This is a genomic window from Streptomyces sp. NPDC020299 (genome assembly GCF_044387825.1).
Lineage (GTDB): Bacteria > Actinomycetota > Actinomycetes > Streptomycetales > Streptomycetaceae > Streptomyces.
Genome location: NZ_JBIRWL010000004.1, coordinates 452,683 through 469,904 on the forward strand (window position 1 = coordinate 452,683; position 17,222 = coordinate 469,904).

Genomic DNA, 17,222 nt, shown 5'->3' on the forward strand with positions numbered 1-17,222 from the left:
CCTCGTAGAGCAGTGCGGGGGGATTGGTGGGGGGTCGAGATATCGGACGCCGTTCGATCGAAATACCGAACCTATTCAGCGCCGTAATGCCGAGCAATTACCGGAAATGCAGAGGTGATTGTTTGCGTGTGGCCGTGGGCCGTCAACCCTGCTGACCGAACAAGGAAGAGTCTTTAATTGGCCGTGTGTTGGCTACGCTTGGCCCGTGAAGAACATCAGGGTCCTGCTCGCCGAGGACCAGGGCATGATGCGCGGCGCACTCGCCTTACTGCTCGGCATGGAGGCGGACATGGAGGTCGTCGCGCAGGTCGCGACGGGCGACGCCATCGTGGAAGCGGCGCTGCGTCACCGGCCGGACGTGGCCCTGCTGGACATCGAACTGCCGGTGCGCAGCGGCCTGGACGCGGCGGCGGAGCTGCGCGAGCAGGTGCCCGACTGCCGGGTGCTGATACTGACGACCTTCGGCCGGCCCGGCTATCTGCGCCGGGCCATGGAGGCGGGGGCGTCCGGTTTCCTGGTCAAGGACGGGCCGGTGGAGGAGCTGGCCGCGGCGATCCGGCGCGTCCTCACCGGGGAGACCGTGGTCGACCCGGTGCTGGCCGCGGCGGCGCTCAGCGCCGGCCCGAATCCGCTGACGGCCCGCGAATGCGACGTGCTGAAGGCGTCGGTGGACGGGGCGACCGTCGCCGACATCTCCGCGAAGCTGCACCTGTCCGAGTCCACGGTGCGCAACTATCTGTCCTCGGCGATCGGCAAGACGAGCACACGCAATCGGGCGGAGGCGGTGCGGGAGGCCCGGCAGCAGGGCTGGCTGTGAGGCGCACGAGCCCTCTTCCGACCCCCATGGGCACCTCCTGGATACCAAAAAGGAGTCCATGAGCCCCCCGGACCGTTGCCTCGGGTCACGGATGAATCCGTGGCGGGCTCCCGGATCCTGATCCTGATCCTGATCCTGGTCCTGATCCTGATCCTGATCCGACAGTGCGTCAGATACCCATGAGAAGGTCAAGAAATCATTAGAGGCTCGAAGCAACGGAATAGTTGCCTATGCATACGGGGTTCTCCCAGCACTCATCTCACTGGAGGCCTCACCCCATGACGCACACGACGACCGACCGGCCCACCCGGAGAGCGAGCGGCGCAGTGGTCCCGGTGCTCGCCTTCGCGGGCATCGTGGTCGCGGTGATGCAGACCCTGCTCGTCCCGGTCATCAAGGACCTGCCGCAGCTGCTGGACACCGCGCCCAGCAACGCCACCTGGGTCCTGACCTCTACTCTCCTGTCGGGCGCCGTGGCCACCCCGATCATGGGCCGGCTCGGCGACCTGTACGGCAAGCGGCGCATGCTGATCCTCAGCCTCGCCGTCATGGTGGTCGGCGCCCTGGTCAGCGCGCTCACCAGCCAGCTGCTCACGATGATCGTCGGCCGTACGCTCCAGGGCTTCGCGATGGGCGCGATACCGCTCGGCATCGGCCTGATGCGCGACATGCTGCCCCGCGAGAAGCTCGGCTCGGCGATGGCGCTGATGAGCTCCTCGATCGGCGTCGGCGGCGGCCTCGCGCTGCCCGCCGCGGCCCTCGTCGCCCAGCACACGAACTGGCACGCCCTGTTCTACGGCGCCGCCGGCCTCGGCGTGCTCTCCATCGCCCTCACCCTCCTCGTCGTACCGGAGTCCCCGATGCGCGCCGAGGGCTCCTTCGACCTGCTGGGCGCGCTCGGCCTGTCCACCGGTCTCGTCCTCTTCCTGCTGCCGATCACCAAGGGCAGCGACTGGGGCTGGACCTCCGGCACCACGCTCGGCCTGTTCGCCGCCGCCGCGGTCGTGCTCGTCCTGTGGGGCGTGATGGAGCTGCGGGTCAAGGCCCCGCTGGTGGACCTGCGCACCACGGCCCGGCCCGCCGTGCTCTTCACCAACCTCGCCTCGATCATGGTCGGCGTCTCGTTCTACGTCGTCTCCCTGGTCCTGCCCCAGCTGCTTCAGCTGCCCAAGGCCACCGGCTACGGCCTCGGCCAGTCGATGGTGGTCGCGGGTCTGCTCGTCGCGCCGCTCGGCCTGACGATGATGTTCACCGCGCCCGTCTACGCCCGGCTGTCCGCGAAGTACGGCCCCAAGGTCACCCTGATCCTCGGCATGCTGATCATCGCGATCGGCTACGGCGCCGGGCTCGGCCTGATGAGCGCCCCCTGGCAGAGCCTGGTCATCGCGGTGATCCTGGGCGCCGGCATCGGCCTGGCCTACTCCTCCCTGCCCGCACTGATCGTCGGCGCGGTCCCCGCATCGGAGACCGGCGCGGCCAACGGCCTCAACACGCTGATGCGCTCCATCGGCACGTCCGTCTCCAGCGCAGTCATCGGCATGGTGCTGGCCAACACCGCGAACAACGTCGGCGGCGTCGCGATCCCGACCATGCACGGCTTCCGCGTCTCCTTCCTGATCGCGACCGGCGCGGTGGCCATCGGCCTGCTGATGGCCCTGTTCCTGCCCAAGCCGGACCGCGCGCCCCAGCTGCGCGCCAGCAGCGAGGAGGAGGCCAACCTGGAGCGCGCCGAGGAGGTCCTGGAGGTACTGCGGGGCTTCCGCGGCCGGGTCCTGGACGCCGGCGGCGACCCGGTCGCCCGCGCCAAGGTCACCCTGATCGACCAGCGGGGCCGCCAGGCGGGCGCCACCCTCTCCCGCGAGGACGGCAGCTACGCCCTCGCGGTCCCCGCCCAGGGCGCCTACGTCCTGGCCGCGACGGCCACCGGCCACGGCCCGCACGCCTCGTCCGCGACCCATACGGGCGACGAGCGGCCGGTGGAGCTGGATCTGGCGCTGCCCGGCGAGACGGTCAACGCGTAAGCAGCCCTGCCTCGCGCGCTTCCCTTCCGCACCCCCTGTCGCCCCGCCGACGGGGGGTGCGGCACCATGGGCGCCCAAACGCACGTACGACCGAGAGGGACCCCATGCCCCCCATGCCCGCGGCACCCAAGCCCGAGATCCTGGCCGCGTTCGAGGCGGCGAAGGGGTTCATGCCCGTGGACGAGGGGCTTGCGCTGTACGCGGCTGCCGTCGAGGCGGGCCGGCTGGGGCTGCCGCTCCTGGAGGTCGGGACGTACTGCGGACGCTCGACGGTCCTGCTCGCGGACGCGGCCCGGCAGGCCGGGGTCACCGCGCTCACCGTCGACCACCACCGGGGCAGCGAGGAGCAGCAGCCGGGCTGGGAGTACCACGACCCGGAGACGGTCGACCCCGAGATCGGCCTGATGGACACGCTGCCCACGTTCCGCAGGACGCTGCACAGGGCGGGCCTGGAGGAGCACGTGGTGGCGCTGGTCGGCCGCTCCCCGCAGATCGCCGCGTTCTGGAACTCCCCGCTCGGCCTGGTCTTCGTCGACGGCGGCCACACCGACGAGCACGCGGGCGCCGACTACGAGGGCTGGGCCCCCCACGTGGCCGAGGGCGGCCTCCTCGTCATCCACGACGTCTTCCCGGACCCGGCGGACGAGTTCACCGGGCAGGCCCCCTATCGCGTCTACCTCCGGGCCCTGGAGTCGGGTGAGTTCACGGAGGTCTCGGTGACGGGTTCGCTGCGCGTGCTGCGGCGGACGCGGGCGGGGGCCGCCCGGTGAGGTACCTGATCGGCCTCGCCCTGATCGTCTTCGGGGCGCCGCTCGTCGGCATCATCGGCCGGGTGCTCGAAGGCTCGGGACGGGAGCGGCTCGGCAGGGTCGTCGGCATCGGTGTGTACCTGGTGGTGCTGGCGGTCGCCGTGTGGCTCGTCGTCAGCGACCTCTGACCGCGCCTCCGCCGTCACGGCGCCCCTTGGCGCCCCCAGGCGCCACCCGCCCGGCCCAGTTGCGGCATGTGGGCACCGGGAACGGCCGCTAGGGTGGCAGACGTGTCGTACGTAGGCCCGGACTTCGATCCCCCGCAGCCCCGCCGGTCCCGGCGCGGCCCGCTGACCGTCGCGCTCGCCGCGCTGGTGCCCGGCGCCCTGCTGGGCTGGCTGGTGTACGAGGCGGTGGGCGCCCCGGGCGGCTCCGGCAAGGCCGCCCCCGCCTCCAGCTCGGCGTCCGTCTCACGCCCGCTCTCCGCCTCGCCGCCGGGCTCCCTCACGGGCTCCCCCACGGACGACGGCAAGGTGAGCCCCACGGCCCCGGCCAAGAAGTCCGGGACGCCCTCGGCCTCCGCGCCCGCCGCCACCGGCCCGCTCAAGGGCAAGGTCGTCGTCATCGACCCGGGCCACAACCCGGGCAACTTCCGGCACACGGCCGAGATCAACCGCCAGGTGGACATCGGTACGAACTCCAAGGAGTGCGACACCACGGGCACGTCCACCAACTCCGGCTACACCGAGGCCCGTTTCACGCTCGACGTCGCCCACCGGCTGCGCACCATCCTGGAACAGCAGGGCGCCACGGTGAAGTTCACCCACGACGGCGACTCCCCGCCCTGGGGGCCGTGCGTGGACGAGCGCGCCCGGATCGGGAACAACGCCCACGCGGACGCGGCCATCTCCATCCACGCCGACGGCTCCGCCGAGGGCAACCGCGGCTTCCACGTCATCCTTCCGGCGTCCGTCCACTCGGGCGCCGCCGACACCCGCCCCATCGCCGGCCCCTCCAAGTCCCTGGGCGAGCGGATCGCGGGCAGCTTCCTGCGGGTCACGGGTGAGCCGCCCTCCAACTACATCGGCGACGGCACCGGTCTCGTCACGCGTAAGGACCTGGGCGGTCTCAATCTGTCAACGGTTCCCAAGGTGTTCATCGAGTGCGGCAACATGCGCGATAGCAAGGACGCGGCACTGCTCACCAGCGGCGCTTGGCGGCAGAAGGCGGCGCAGGGAATCTCTGAGGGAATCGTGAGTTTCCTGCGCGGGTAGTGATCGGCGGTCGGTCCGGCCGCGCGGCCTGCTGATTCGAACGATAGTGTTCGTCCGATCAGGGGCCACCCCCCGCGACGCCTCTGCCGACGACGAGACGACCTGCAAAGGAATCGAAGTGAATATCCGCTCCCTCACTCGAGGCGACGGCGTGGTGATCGGAGCAGCGGTGTTGCTCTTCATCGCGTCGTTCCTTGCCTATTACTCCTACTCCTACGCGGGCTACACGAAGACCGAGAACGCGTGGGGGGTCGAGCTCGGAACGGGCCTCGGCACCTACATGGGGGCCGTCATCGGTGCCGCCCTGATCGTCCTCAACCGCTGCCTGCCGCAGCAGCGCAAGGTGGCCGGTCTGGACCTCGGTATGGTCGGCACGGGCTTCTCGATCCTGTCCGCCTGGGTCTTCTTCTGGTCGCTGGTGGGCGTGCCCGACGGCGTCGATGCCGGCATCGGTCTCATCCTCGGTTTCATCGCCGCCCTCGCCCTGGCCGGCGCCGCCGTCGCCACCCCCCTCGTCCCCGCCCTCCAGGCCGCTCTGATCCCGGCCCCCAAGCCCGCCGCCCCGCAGCCCTACGGTGCCCAGCCTCCCGGTGGTTACGGCTACCCGGGCGCGCCGCAGCAGCCGTACGGTGCTCAGCCGCAGCCGGGTCAGCCCTTCGGGCAGCAGCCGGGTGCGCAGCCCCAGCCGGGCGCACAGCCGGGCCCGCAGCCGGGTGCGCAGCCCCCGGCCCAGTCGCAGCCGGCCGACTTCTCGCCGTTCTGGTTCGCCGTGCCGGTGCCGCGTCCGCTGTTCGCGGAGGACGGCTCGCAGGCGCCGATCGCCGAACTGGCGCCGGGCACCTGGTACCTGGCGGTCGAGCAGCGCGGTGCCAACCTGGTCGCGCAGACCCAGGACGGCCGCCGCGGTGTGCTCCAGGACACCTCCGGGATCCAGCGCGGCTGAGTCCGCCGCCACCGTCGCGTACGGCCCCTCGCTCTTCCGGGCGGGGGGCCGTTGCCGTACAGTCACCCACCGGATCTGACGTACCGTCAGGAGGCAGGGATGCGGCTCGGTCTCGCACTCGGGTACTGGGGCCGCGGCCCCTCCCCCGACCATGTGGCGCTGGCGCGGGAGGCCGAGCGGCTCGGCTACCACTCCGTGTGGACGGCCGAATCCTGGGGCTCGGACGCCTTCACACCGCTGACCTGGATCGCCGCGCAGACCTCAAGGATCATGCTGGGCACGGCGGTTGCCCAGATGGCGGCCCGTTCGCCGACCACGACCGCGATGCACGCGCTGACGCTCGACCACCTCTCCGGCGGGCGCGTCATGCTGGGGCTCGGGCTGTCGGGACCGCAGGTGGTGGAGGGCTGGTACGGGCGTCCGTTCCCGGCCTCGCCGCTGACCGCGACCCGGGAGTACGTGGACGTCGTACGGCAGGTGCTGCGGCGGGCGGCGCCGGTGGAGGTGGCCGGGCGGTTCCACTCCCATCCGTACCGGGGCGCGGACGGCACGGGCCTCGGCAAGGCCCTCAAGCCCATCACCCACCCCCTGCGCCCCGATCTGCCGATCCTGCTGGGCGCGGAGGGCCCGAAGAACGTCGCCCAGACGACCCGCATCGCGGACGGCTGGCTCCCCCTGTACTGGTCCCCCACCCGCCCCGAGGTCTACGGGCCCTCCCTCACCGACCTCCCGGAGGGCTTCCTCGTCGCCCCCATGGCCCAGGTGCGGGTCTGCGACGACGTGGCCGAGGGCCTGCTCCCGGTGAAGGTCATGCTCGGCTTCTACATCGGCGGCATGGGCCACGCGGCCCGCAACTTCCACGCCGATCTGATGGCGCGCATGGGGTACGAGGAGGAGGCCCGCCGCATCCAGGAGCTGTTCCTCTCCGGCCGCCGCGAGGAGGCCGTGCACGCCGTCCCGGACGCCTTCGCCGACGAGATCTCCCTGGTCGGCCCGCGCGAACGCATCGCCGAGCGGCTTCAGTCGTGGCGCAAGGGCCCGGTGACGGACCTGCTGGCGCTGTCGCCGGACGCGCACTCGCTGCGGGTGCTGGCCGAGTTGAACTCCTGAGCGGTTTCAACCGGGCTTACGGGGCCAGACGGAGAGTATGTCTCGATATCGCAGTGGCTCCAACTCCGCTGGGACTGTCGTCGCGGTGGTCGCGGACATCATGGCCGTGATCCTCGGACTGTGGATCCTGATGTACCTGCTGGACGCGAACCGGGCCAATGACCTGGTCCAGTTCATCCACAACGCGGCCAACTGGCTGGCCGGCTGGTCGCGCGACCTGTTCACCTTCGACAGGGCCTGGGCCCGGGTCGTCTTCGGCTACGGTCTGGCCGCCGTGGTCTACCTCTTCATCGGCCACGCCCTGGCCAACCGCATCCACCGCCACTGAGCCCTCCGGGGGTACGCGGATGACACGGTTGCGGGGCGGCTGAAGGGCGCCCCGCAGCCTCCGTGCCCCGCCGCGGCACGGGCCACGGCCCGACCGGCTACGGTCCGGCCACACGTCCCCGGATTCCCTGGTCGCGTGACCCGGAGCCCGGGGGAACCCCGGAGGACGAAGCACCCTCGGCGAGGCATGCGCCCGCATCATCGTCGGCTACGACTGATCGCGGGCACGTCGGCCGCACGCTCCGGGGCCTGGCCCCGCGTCCCCGTCGAACCGCCGGACGGCTACGCGCAGCAGTCCGGGTCCAGGCCGGGTGGCAGGTGTTCGCCGCCGAAGACCGCGCAGGTGGCCTCGTGGCCGCCGAGGGCGGCGACCGCGAGGAGCAGGGAGCCCGCTGTCCAGCTGGTGAGTTCGCGGGGCCAGACGGCGTCGTCGTCGAAGACGTAGCCGGTCCAGTAGAGGCCGGTGCCGGGGTCGCGCAGGTGCTGGATGGACTGGAGGATCTCCAGCGCGCGGTCGGACTCGCCCATCGCCCAGAGGGCCAGGGCGAGTTCGGCGGACTCGCCGCCCGTGACCCAGGGGTTGGGGACTACGCAGCGGACGCCGAGGCCGGGGACGACGAAGCGGTCCCAGTCGGCCTCGACGCGTTCCTTCGCCTCCGCGCCGGTCAGGGCGCCGCCCAGGACCGGGTAGTACCAGTCCATGGAGTAGCGGTCCTTGTTCAGGAACCGCTCCGGGTGCCGGCGGATCGCGTGGCGCAGCGCGCCGACCGCCAACTCCCAGTCCGGCTGGGGCTCTTCGCGCTGCTCGGCGATGGCGAGGCCGCACCGCAGCGCGTGATGGATGGAGGAGCTGCCGGTCAGCAGCGCGTCCGCCGTGCCGGTGCCGTCCTCGTCGCGCCGCCAGCCGATCTGCCCGCCGGGCTGCTGGGAGCTGAGCACCCACTCCAACGCCGCGTACACGCAGGGCCACATGCGGTCCAGGAACGTGTCGTCGCCGGTGGACAGGTAGTGGTGCCAGACGCCCACGGCTATGTACGCGACGAAGTTCGTCTCGCGGGCGCGGTCCGTGACATCGTCGTGCGCCCCGTCCGCGTACGCCGCGTACCAGGAGCCGTCCTCGTTCTGGTGCCGGGCCAGCCAGGTGTACGCCCGCTCGGCGGCGTCGTGTTCGCCGGCCGTGTCCAGGGCCATGGCCGCCTCGGTGTGGTCCCAGGGGTCGAGGTGGTGTCCCCGGAACCACGGGATCGCGCCGTCCTCCCGCTGCACGGCGAGGATGCCGCGTACGGTCTCGGCGGCCTGCTCGGCGGTGAGGACCCCGGGCAGGACGAGGTGTTCTGTCCGGGGGGTCGTCACTTGGCGGCCGCCTCGGGGGTCTCAGAGGTCTCGGAGAGCAGGGGCAGGTGCGGCTTGGTCGCGTACGCCACGAAGCTCTTGCCGATGAGCGGGTTCAGCGCCTGCTCGGCGACCCGGGTCGCCAGCGGCTTCTTCATGATGTCCCAGACCAGCAGCTTGTGGTACGCCCGCACGGGCAGTGCCTTGTCGTTGTCGACGCCGAACACGCACTTCAGCCACCAGTAGGGGGAGTGCAGGGCGTGCGCGTGGTGGGTGCCGTAGGGCTTCAGGCCCGCCTCACGGATCTTCGTGAGCAGCTCGTCCGCCTTGTAGATGCGGATGTGGCCGCCCTCGACCTCGTGGTAGGCGTCGGACAGCGTCCAGCAGACCTTCTCGGGGCCGTAGCGCGGGACGGTGATGGCGATCCGGCCGCCGGGCTTCAACACCCGGACCATTTCCGCGAGTACGCCCTTGTCGTCGGGGATGTGCTCCATCACCTCGGAGATGATGACGACGTCGAAGGACTCGTCGGGGAAGGGCAGCGCGAGGGCGTCCCCCTCCATGGCGGTGGCGGTCGCGCCCGCGGGGGCCTCGCCCGCCTCCTCCATCGCCGCGAACCACTTGGCGACCTCGCGGATCTCCTCGGCGTTCTGGTCCAGGGCCACGACCTGCGCGCCGCGCCGGTAGCACTCGAAGGCGTGCCGGCCCGCCCCGCAGCCGAGGTCCAGGACACGGTCGCCCGGGGCGAGCGGGAACCGGGAGAAGTCGACGGTCAGCACGTGGCCCTGCTTTCGGAGTGTTCGGAGTAGACGCCTGTCGCGGCCGTGGGGCGGCCTGGATTCCCGGCCCCGGAACGGCCGATGGCCTCGCGGTACCGGGCCACGGTGCCCTCGGCGGCCCGCGCCCAGGTGAACCGCTTCAGCACCCGCTCGCGCCCGGCCGCGCCGAGTCGCGCACGCAGTCCGGGGTCACCGAGCAGTCGCCCGAGCCCGGCGGCCAGCGCCCCCGCGTCGCCGGGCGGCACCGCCAGGCAGGTCTCCCCGTCGGGTCCGGCGACCTCGGGGATCGCGCCGCCGGTCGTGGCGACAAGCGGGGTGCCGGTGGCCATGGCCTCGGCGGCCGGCAGGGAGAAGCCCTCGTACAGCGACGGCACACAGGCGACCTCCGCCGAGCGGACCAGGTCCACCAGTTCGGCGTCGGAGATGCCCTTCACGAACTCGACGGCGCCCTCGAGGCCGTACCGCTCGATGGCCTGGGCGACCGGTCCGTCCTCGGCGCGCTTGCCGACGACGACGAGGTGGGCGTCCGGGTACTCGGTGCGCACCTTGGCGAGCGCCTCGACGAGGAAGACCAGGCCCTTGAGCGGCACGTCCGCGCTGGAGGTGGTGACGATCCGGCCGGGCACGACGGGCACCGCCGGATTCGGCGAGAAGAGGTCGGTGTCGGCGCCGATGTGGACGACGTGGATACGGTCGTCGCGGACGCCGAGGTGGTCGACGATCTCCTGCCGGGAGGTGCCGGAGACGGTGAGCACGGAGGGCAGCCGGCGGGCGACGCGCTTCTGCATCCGGGTGAAGGCGTACCAGCGGCGGACCGAGTAGCGGCGCTGCCAGCCGTCGGCGGCGTCCAGCTCCAGCTGCCGGTCCACCGTTATCGGGTGGTGGATGGTGGTGACCAGGGGGGCGCCGATGTCGCCCAGCAGGCCGTAGCCGAGGGTCTGGTTGTCGTGTATGACGTCGAACTGCCCGCGCCGGGCGCGCAGATGGCGGCGGGCGCGCAGGGAGAAGGTGAGGGGTTCCGGGAACCCGCCGGTCCACATGGTGGCGACCTCGAGCGCGTCGATCCAGTCGCGGTACTCGTCGCGGCCCGGGGTGCGGAAGGGGTCGGGCTGGCGGTAGAGGTCGAGGCTGGGCAGCTCGGTCAGGCTCAGCCGGCCGCCGTAACCCGCTGTCCCGGCCCCGGTCCCGGTCCCGTCGCCGTCATCGTCCAGTACGGGGTAGGGCTGGGAGCCGATGACCTCCACCCGGTGGCCGAGGCGGGCCAGCTCGCGGGAGAGGTGCCGGACGTAGACGCCCTGGCCGCCGCAGAACGGGTTCCCTTTATAGGTGAGGAGCGCGATGTCGAGCGGTCGCTCGCCGTCGGCGGCGGGGTCCTCTTCGACGCCCGCCTCCCTGGCCTCAGCGGTCACTCTGAGCCCCCTTCTCCCTGCTCTGTCCCGCGAGACTACGTCGGGACGCTAATCTAGAACAAGTTTCAGACTTGATCGTTCAAGAGGCTCTGAATCTACCGGCAGGTAGGGGCGCAGGCAGCAGTGGATCAGGTGATTCGCGCCACGGCCGGGCCCCTGCCATGCTGGGTGATCACTCGCCCTCAACGGCTGCCTCACCGACTGTCACGGAACGGGACCGATGCCTGCGCACGCCAAGGTGGAATCCAGTACCGCGCACCCCGCCTCCGCCCCCCTGACGGAGCGGCAGGAGGCCCGGCGCCGCCGGATCCTGCACGCCAGCGCGCAGCTGGCCAGCCGGGGCGGCTTCGACGCGGTGCAGATGCGGGAGGTCGCCGAGTCCTCCCAGGTGGCGCTCGGCACGCTGTACCGCTACTTCCCGTCCAAGGTGCATCTGCTGGTCGCCACGATGCAGGACCAGCTGGAGCACATGCACGGCACGCTGCGGAAGAAGCCCCCGGCGGGCGACACGGCGGCCCAGCGGGTGGCGGAGACCCTGATGCGGGCCTTCCGCGCGCTCCAGCGCGAGCCGCACCTCGCCGACGCCATGGTGCGCGCGCTCACCTTCGCCGACCGCAGCGTCTCTCCGGAGGTCGACCAGGTCTCCCGGCAGACCACGGCGATCATCCTGGACGCGATGGGCCTGGACGACCCGACTGCCGAGCAGCTCTCCGCCGTCCGCGTGATCGAGCACACCTGGCACTCGGCCCTGATCACCTGGCTGTCGGGCCGCGCCTCCATCGCCCAGGTCAAGATCGACATCGAAACGGTGTGCCGCCTGATCGATCTGACGGAGCCGACGGACGGCGGGGGCTCCCATGACTGAGCGACCCGACGCGTGACCCGACGTGTGACCGGACGTGTGACCGCACAGGAAAGACCTACGAGACGGGTTCCCTTCGCCGGCATTACCCGGGTCAGGTAATAGGGGTCGCTTTCCGGCCTGACTGCTGCCGTTCGGCCTCTCAGTCGGACCGTCGCTGTCGGCCACGGCGGATGCCGAAACTTTCTCGGCGTCGCGCCAGAGTCGGCTACTCCGGTCAGACTCCCTCACTCGCCTCGTAGGCTGTTTTCAGGATAAGTCGTCCAGCACGTTATGGAACCCCCCAAAGGGGACTTTTTTTCAGCCTCCTACTCCCCTGCTCTCCTACGCCTCTACTCCTCCGGCGGGAACACCGCCTCCCCGCCGTCCACCAGTGTGATCGCGATGGCCTCCACGGGGCAGTTCTCCGCCGCGGCCAGCACCTTCTCGTTCGCGTCGGTGTCCGCGTAGACCGGATGGGACTGGCGGGCGGTGTCGAGGCGGAAGCCGTCGGGGGCGTGGTGGAGGCACTGGGCGGAGCCGATGCAGACGGAGCGGTCGACCTCGATGTGCCAGCGGTCCCCCATGCCCCCTCACGCCTCCCAGCCGGCCGGCAGGTGGATCATCTTGTGCTCCAGGTACTCGCCGTACCCCTCGGGGCCGAACTCCCGTCCCAGGCCGGAGTTCTTGTAGCCGCCGAACGGGCCGAGCATGTCGAGGCTGAAGGTGTTGACCGAGTAGGTGCCGGTACGGACCTGCCGGGCGACCTCGATGCCGTGCTCGACGTCCGAGGTCCACACGCTGCCGGAGAGGCCGTAGTCCGAGTCGTTCGCGATCTTCAGGGCCTCGGACTCGTCGCCGTACGGCAGGAGACAGATCACCGGGCCGAAGATCTCCTCGCGGGCGATGCGCATGGAGTTGTCGACGTCGCCGAAGAGGGTGGGCTCGACGTACCAGCCGCGCTCCAGCCCGGCCGGCCGGCCGCCGCCGGTGAGGATCTTGGCGCCCTCCTCCTGGCCGATGCGGATGTAGTCGAGGTTCCTGCGCTGCTGCCGTTCGGCGACCAGCGGGCCCACCTGGGTCGCCGGGTCCAGCGGGTCGCCGACCGTGAGCGCCCCCGCCGCCTGGGCGAAGGCGTCGGCGAACTCGTCGTAGCGGGAGCGGGGTACGAGGATGCGGGTCTGGGCGACGCAGGCCTGGCCGTTGTTCATCCAGGCCGCCGAGGCGATTCCGGGCACCGCCGTCTCGAGGTCCGCGTCGGGCAGGACGACCGCCGCCGACTTGCCGCCCAGCTCCAGCGTCACGCGCGTGAGGTTGCGCGCGGCGACCTCCATCACGCGCTTGCCTGCCGCGACCGAGCCGGTGAAGGAGACCTTGTCGACGCCGGGGTGCCCGACCAGGTACTCGCTGACCTCGCGGTCGGCCGGGAGAATGGACAGCACCCCGTCCGGCAGCCCGGCCTCCTTGGCGATCTCGCCGAGGATGTAGGCGTCCAGGGGTGACTCGGGCGACGGCTTGAGCACCACCGTGCAGCCGGTGAGCAGGGCCGGCGCGAGCTTGGCGGCGGCGACGAACTGCGGGACGTTCCAGGGGACGACCGCCGCGACGACCCCGACCGGCTCGCGGCGCACGAGGATCTTCCCGAGCACCCCGTCGCGGGTCTCCTCGTACGTGAAGTCCCGCGCCACCCTGATCGCCGCGTCCCACACCATCATCGCGCCGAGGGCCTGGGCGAGCACACTCCAGGAGTACGGGGAGCCGTTCTCGGAGGAGATCACGCGGGCGATCTCCTCGTGGCGTGCGGCGATCGCGTCCTTGATGCGGGTGACGACCTCGATCCGCTCCTGAAGCGTCGTACGCGGCCAGGGCCCCTCGTCGAAGGCGCGCCGCGCCACGGCGACGGCCCGGTCCACGTCCTCCCGCGAGGCGTGCGGCACCCGCCCGATGACCTCCTCGGTGTGCGGCGAGACGACCTCGATGACGTCCCTGCCCAAGGGGTCGGTCAACTCCCCGCCGATGAACAGCTGTCCGTGTTCCACGAGCTCGGTCATGACCGACTGCCTCCCGCCGCACCGAATCTGACGCTGTTTCAGAAACTGATATCAGTTCCGGTCAAAGGAGTCCACGGACAGGACGAGAATGCCCCCGACCAGCGGTTTCCCGATGATCAGGGGCGGGCGCGGAAGGTGTGGGCCTTCACTTGTCCGCCCGATAGAGCTTGATGTCCTTGTTGACGAAGAGGTGCACGTAGCCGCACCGCCAGCAGATCAGGCCTGTGGCGTTCTCGTCGGCCCAGGCCAGCCTCATGAACTCCATGCCGGCGCTGTTGAGCAGGACACCCCGCTCCCGGAACACGTCGTTCTGGCAGACCTGGCACTTGAGCCAGGTCTCCCCCAGTGCAGCACGTACCGGCTTCGCCATCGAGTGAACGCCTCCGCCCCTTGCTCCCGTGTGGAGAGAACGAGACTACGTGGCCGCGCGAGCCGCTCACGGCCCGCATGGCCCGGCCGCCTTGCGCAGGGATCGCTCCGCGATCCGGGCAGCCGCCGACACGGACGGCAACGGCCCACAGCGTCAGTCGACTTGGGCATCCATTGAAACCAGTTCTAGTTATAGTGGGCAACGGTCATGGGCGACGGCTGTGGGTGATGGCCGTGGGCGGCTCGGCGGGCGGAGGACGGATGGCGAAGACGTTCGAGCATGGCGGGGGCGTGCGGTCCGTAGCGGTTCCGATTCCTGACAATCCTCTCGGTCACACGCTGGTGTACGTGGTCGACACCGACCGGGGGCCGGTGCTGATCGACACCGGCTGGGACGACCCGGCGTCCTGGGAGACCCTGGTGGCCGGGCTTGCGGCGCTCGGCACGGCGGTGGCGGAGGTTCACGGGGTCGTCATCACGCACCACCACCCCGACCACCACGGGCTGTCGGGGCAGGTGCGGGAGGCTTCCGGGGCGTGGATCGCGATGCACGCGGCCGACGCGGCGATCGTCCGCCGGGCGCGGGAGACGGATCCCGAGCACTGGTACACCTACATGGCCGCCAAGCTCACGGCCGCCGGAGCGCCGGAGGAGCACGTGGCCCCGTTGCGCGCGGGCCGTCGCCGCCGTGCCGTGCCCGGTCTCTCGCCCGCGCCGCCCGACCGCGAGATCGTCCCCGGCGAACTCCTCGACCTCCCCGGCCGCCGGCTGCGCGCCCTGTGGACGCCGGGCCACACCCCGGGCCACGTCTGCCTGCACCTGGAGGAGACCCATCCGGGCCGGCTGCCCGGGCACGGCCGTCTCTTCTCCGGCGACCATCTGCTCCCGGAGATCACCCCGCACATCGGGCTGTACGAGGATCCCGACGACGCCACTGTCACCGACCCTCTCGGCGACTACCTGGCCTCCCTGGAGCGGGTCGGCGAGCTCGCCCCCGCCGAGGTCCTGCCGGCCCATCAGCACGCCTTCACCGACGCGCCGTCCCGGGTCCGGGAGTTGCTCGCCCACCACGAGGCCCGCCTCACCGGCCTGCTCTCCCTCCTCGCCGAGCCGCTCACCCCCTGGCAGCTGGCCGAGCGGATGGAGTGGAACCGGCCCTGGGAGCAGATCCCGTACGGGTCGAGGACCATCGCGGTGTCGGAGGCGGAGGCCCATCTGCGCAGGCTGGTGAAGCTGGGGCGCGCGGAGGCGGCGGCGGGGGGCGAGCCGGTGGCGTACGTGGCCGTTTAACCGGTCGAGCGGGCGGGGTCCCGGCTGGTAAACCGTCTCATGGACTTTATGGACCCCTTGGAGAACCTTCTCGCCGAGCGCGCCTGCGAGCGCGTCATCCACGAGTTCGTCCACCGTCTCGACCTCGGTGAACCCGGCTCCGTCGCCGAGCTGTTCACCGAGGACGGCAGCTGGTCCTGGCCGGTGGACGGGCGGGTGGCCAAGGGCCGGGCGGAGCTGCGGAGCTATTTCGGCTCGCGTCCCGCCGACCGGCTCTCCCGTCGTCTGATGTCCAACATCCTCGTCACCGTGATCACTCCGGACACGGCTGTCGCCACCTCGTACTTCTCGACGTACCGGGTGGACGGTTACGGGGGCGGCATCGTTCCGCCCGGCGCACCCGTCCAGGTCGGCACCTACGAGGACGCGTTCCGCCGGGTCGACGGTCGGTGGCTGCTGGACAGCCGTGTGCTGTCCCTGCCCTTCGGCGGCCCGACCCCGCGGGCCGTCAGCTGAGGCCCGCCGCCTCCCGTTCCGCCTCGGTCAGCGGTGGCCCCGGCAGTGGGCCCTTGCGGGGGCCGAAGCAGATGTTCCAGAGCATGTCGGGGGCGAAGAGGCGGGTGGGTGGGGTCTTCAGGCTCATGACGTCCAGGAGGCCGCGCAGGGCTCGGGGGTTCTGCGAGCCGGCGGCCACCGCCTTGTCGACGTAGGCCGTCAGGAGGCGCTCGACGGCGGTGGGGGGCTGGGGGGCGGCCCCCGGGTAGTACGCGTCCTGGCCGACCGCCAGGTTCCACGCGTTGCCGACCGGGCGGGCCACCGCGCGCTGGATGCGGCGGGCGGTGCCGGGGGTGGTGGGGCCGTGGCGGTCGAGGACCCGGCGCAGGGCGAGGACGCTCTGCGCGGCGACCGAGAGGCCGTGGCCGTAGACGGGGTTGTAGCCGGCGACGGCGTCCCCGAGGACGGCGAAACCGTCGGGCCAGGCCTCGGCGTTCTCGTAGTAGCGGCGGCGGTTGGCCGTGCTGCGGGTGGTCACGGGGTCCGTGAGGGGCTCGGCCCGGGAGATCAGGCGGCCGATGACGGGGTCCCGGAGGCCGGTGAGGGCGAACTCCTCGAAGGCGTCGGGGTCGGCGCTCGGTTCGCCGCCCCTCGTGCCGGACAGCGTCACCAGCCAGCGGTCGTCCTCGACCGGGACGACGACCCCGCCCCGGCCGGGCGCCCGGCGCGGGTCCGCCTGGACGTTGACGACCGGGTACCGCAGGGTCGCGGTGGAGCCGGGGGCCCGGTAGACGCGGCTGGCGTAGGCGACGCCCGCGTCCACCACGCGCTCCACGACCGGGGCGAGGCCCAGTGCCGCCAGCCACTTGTGGGCCTGCGAGGCCCGCCCGCTCGCGTCGATCACCAGGTCCGCGCGCAGGACGGTCTCCTCGGCCCCCGGCCCGCCCGGTATCCGTACGCCCGTCACGCGGGACCGGTCGCCGACCAGCCCCCGCACCCTCGTCGCGTCCATCAGGGTGATCCGGCTCCGGGCCAGGACGTCCGCGCGGATCACCGCGTCCAGCAGGTCCCGGCTGCACACGATCATGTGGTGCCGTGAGTCGGCGAACCGCCGGAACCACTGCCCCGAGGGCGCCTTGCTGACCAGGTCGGTCATCACGTCGATCAGCCCGGCGCCCTTGCCGGCCAGCTTCCCGGTGATCCCCGGCAGCAGTGTCTCCAGCGCGGCCACTCCCCCGGACCACAGCAGATGGGCGTGGCGGGCCTGGGGCAGCCCCTTGCGCGGCTCGGGCCCCTCGGGCAACCGGTCGCTCTCGATCACCGTGACCTCGTCGAACCGGCTGGAGAGCACGGAGGCGGCGAGCATCCCGGTCGTACTGCCCCCGATCACGATCGCGGTGCGACGGCGAGCGGTCGTTCTCTCAGGCATACGTTCT

The 17,222-nt window shown here is 71.5% G+C and carries 18 protein-coding genes and 1 riboswitch; of the genes, 11 read left to right on the forward strand and 7 right to left on the reverse strand.

Translation table 11 applies throughout. The annotated features are described in order from the left end of the window. The first annotated feature begins 205 nt into the window (after nt 1-205). The 8 genes from ACH45E_RS13475 to ACH45E_RS13510 all read left to right on the forward strand — a co-directional run bounded on the left by ACH45E_RS13475 (nt 206) and on the right by ACH45E_RS13510 (nt 7,242). A complete protein-coding gene (locus ACH45E_RS13475; protein ID WP_361437848.1) occupies nt 206-817 on the forward strand; it encodes a response regulator transcription factor in 612 nt (203 codons plus the stop codon). Nucleotides 818-1,095: 278 nt separating this feature from the next. Beyond that, nucleotides 1,096-2,838 carry an MFS transporter gene (locus ACH45E_RS13480; protein ID WP_361437850.1) on the forward strand — a complete coding sequence of 581 codons (1,743 nt, stop codon included), beginning with the start codon at nt 1,096-1,098 and terminating at the stop codon, nt 2,836-2,838. 113 nt (nt 2,839-2,951) lie between these two features. Beyond that, the gene (locus ACH45E_RS13485) at nt 2,952-3,608 is read left to right on the forward strand and encodes a class I SAM-dependent methyltransferase (RefSeq protein WP_361437852.1); all 657 of its coding nucleotides are present in this window, start codon (nt 2,952-2,954) and stop codon (nt 3,606-3,608) included. Next, nucleotides 3,605-3,775 (forward strand): hypothetical protein, encoded by a 171-nt coding sequence (locus tag ACH45E_RS13490; protein WP_361437854.1) that lies wholly within the window; start codon nt 3,605-3,607, stop codon nt 3,773-3,775. The genes ACH45E_RS13485 and ACH45E_RS13490 overlap by 4 nt, the downstream gene beginning before the upstream one ends. A gap of 102 nt (nt 3,776-3,877) precedes the next feature. Then, the gene (locus ACH45E_RS13495; protein WP_361437856.1) at nt 3,878-4,861 is read left to right on the forward strand and encodes an N-acetylmuramoyl-L-alanine amidase; all 984 of its coding nucleotides are present in this window, start codon (nt 3,878-3,880) and stop codon (nt 4,859-4,861) included. 118 nt (nt 4,862-4,979) lie between these two features. Further along, nucleotides 4,980-5,804: a hypothetical protein gene (locus tag ACH45E_RS13500; protein WP_361437858.1), complete on the forward strand. Its 825-nt coding sequence runs from the start codon at nt 4,980-4,982 to the stop codon at nt 5,802-5,804. Nucleotides 5,805-5,903: 99 nt separating this feature from the next. Continuing rightward, a complete protein-coding gene (locus tag ACH45E_RS13505) occupies nt 5,904-6,914 on the forward strand; it encodes an LLM class F420-dependent oxidoreductase (RefSeq protein ID WP_361437860.1) in 1,011 nt (336 codons plus the stop codon). A gap of 37 nt (nt 6,915-6,951) precedes the next feature. Beyond that, entirely contained in the window at nt 6,952-7,242 is a 291-nt protein-coding gene (locus ACH45E_RS13510) for a hypothetical protein (RefSeq protein WP_361437862.1), read from the forward strand. A gap of 281 nt (nt 7,243-7,523) precedes the next feature. Here ACH45E_RS13510 and ACH45E_RS13515 read toward each other — a convergent pair whose 3' ends face one another. From ACH45E_RS13515 to ACH45E_RS13525, 3 genes are read right to left on the reverse strand one after another with little or no spacing between them, the layout of a single operon-like run. Continuing rightward, nucleotides 7,524-8,594, reverse strand: a complete 1,071-nt coding sequence (locus ACH45E_RS13515; protein ID WP_361437864.1) for a prenyltransferase/squalene oxidase repeat-containing protein — start codon at nt 8,592-8,594, stop codon at nt 7,524-7,526. After that, the gene (locus ACH45E_RS13520; RefSeq protein ID WP_361437867.1) at nt 8,591-9,352 is read right to left on the reverse strand and encodes a class I SAM-dependent methyltransferase; all 762 of its coding nucleotides are present in this window, start codon (nt 9,350-9,352) and stop codon (nt 8,591-8,593) included. The genes ACH45E_RS13515 and ACH45E_RS13520 overlap by 4 nt, the downstream gene beginning before the upstream one ends. After that, entirely contained in the window at nt 9,346-10,761 is a 1,416-nt protein-coding gene (locus ACH45E_RS13525; protein WP_361437869.1) for a glycosyltransferase family 4 protein, read from the reverse strand. Before ACH45E_RS13525 ends, ACH45E_RS13520 begins: the two co-directional genes overlap by 7 nt. A gap of 220 nt (nt 10,762-10,981) precedes the next feature. On the opposite strand from ACH45E_RS13525, the gene ACH45E_RS13530 reads away from it, so the two are divergent. After that, on the forward strand, nt 10,982-11,626 hold the full coding sequence (locus ACH45E_RS13530) for a TetR family transcriptional regulator (RefSeq protein WP_361437871.1): 645 nt from the start codon (nt 10,982-10,984) through the stop codon (nt 11,624-11,626). 51 nt (nt 11,627-11,677) lie between these two features. After that, nucleotides 11,678-11,862, reverse strand: a riboswitch (TPP riboswitch). A 93-nt stretch (nt 11,863-11,955) separates the two neighbouring features. On the opposite strand, the gene ACH45E_RS13535 is transcribed toward ACH45E_RS13530, so the two are convergent. The 3 genes from ACH45E_RS13535 to ACH45E_RS13545 all read right to left on the reverse strand — a co-directional run bounded on the left by ACH45E_RS13535 (nt 11,956) and on the right by ACH45E_RS13545 (nt 14,023). After that, nucleotides 11,956-12,189 carry a ferredoxin gene (locus ACH45E_RS13535; protein WP_361437873.1) on the reverse strand — a complete coding sequence of 78 codons (234 nt, stop codon included), beginning with the start codon at nt 12,187-12,189 and terminating at the stop codon, nt 11,956-11,958. A 6-nt stretch (nt 12,190-12,195) separates the two neighbouring features. Next, nucleotides 12,196-13,653, reverse strand: coding sequence for an aldehyde dehydrogenase (locus ACH45E_RS13540; RefSeq protein WP_361437875.1), 1,458 nt, complete (start codon nt 13,651-13,653; stop codon nt 12,196-12,198). Nucleotides 13,654-13,798: 145 nt separating this feature from the next. Beyond that, entirely contained in the window at nt 13,799-14,023 is a 225-nt protein-coding gene (locus tag ACH45E_RS13545; protein WP_361437877.1) for a hypothetical protein, read from the reverse strand. A gap of 260 nt (nt 14,024-14,283) precedes the next feature. Here ACH45E_RS13545 and ACH45E_RS13550 point away from each other — a divergent pair, with 260 nt between their 5' ends. Then, entirely contained in the window at nt 14,284-15,312 is a 1,029-nt protein-coding gene (locus ACH45E_RS13550; protein WP_361437879.1) for an MBL fold metallo-hydrolase, read from the forward strand. Between the two features lie 48 nt (nt 15,313-15,360). Beyond that, nucleotides 15,361-15,807 carry a nuclear transport factor 2 family protein gene (locus ACH45E_RS13555; protein WP_361437881.1) on the forward strand — a complete coding sequence of 149 codons (447 nt, stop codon included), beginning with the start codon at nt 15,361-15,363 and terminating at the stop codon, nt 15,805-15,807. Here ACH45E_RS13555 and ACH45E_RS13560 read toward each other — a convergent pair. Next, the gene (locus ACH45E_RS13560; RefSeq protein WP_361437883.1) at nt 15,800-17,215 is read right to left on the reverse strand and encodes an FAD-dependent monooxygenase; all 1,416 of its coding nucleotides are present in this window, start codon (nt 17,213-17,215) and stop codon (nt 15,800-15,802) included. The genes ACH45E_RS13555 and ACH45E_RS13560 overlap by 8 nt on opposite strands. Between the last annotated feature and the right edge of the window lie 7 nt (nt 17,216-17,222).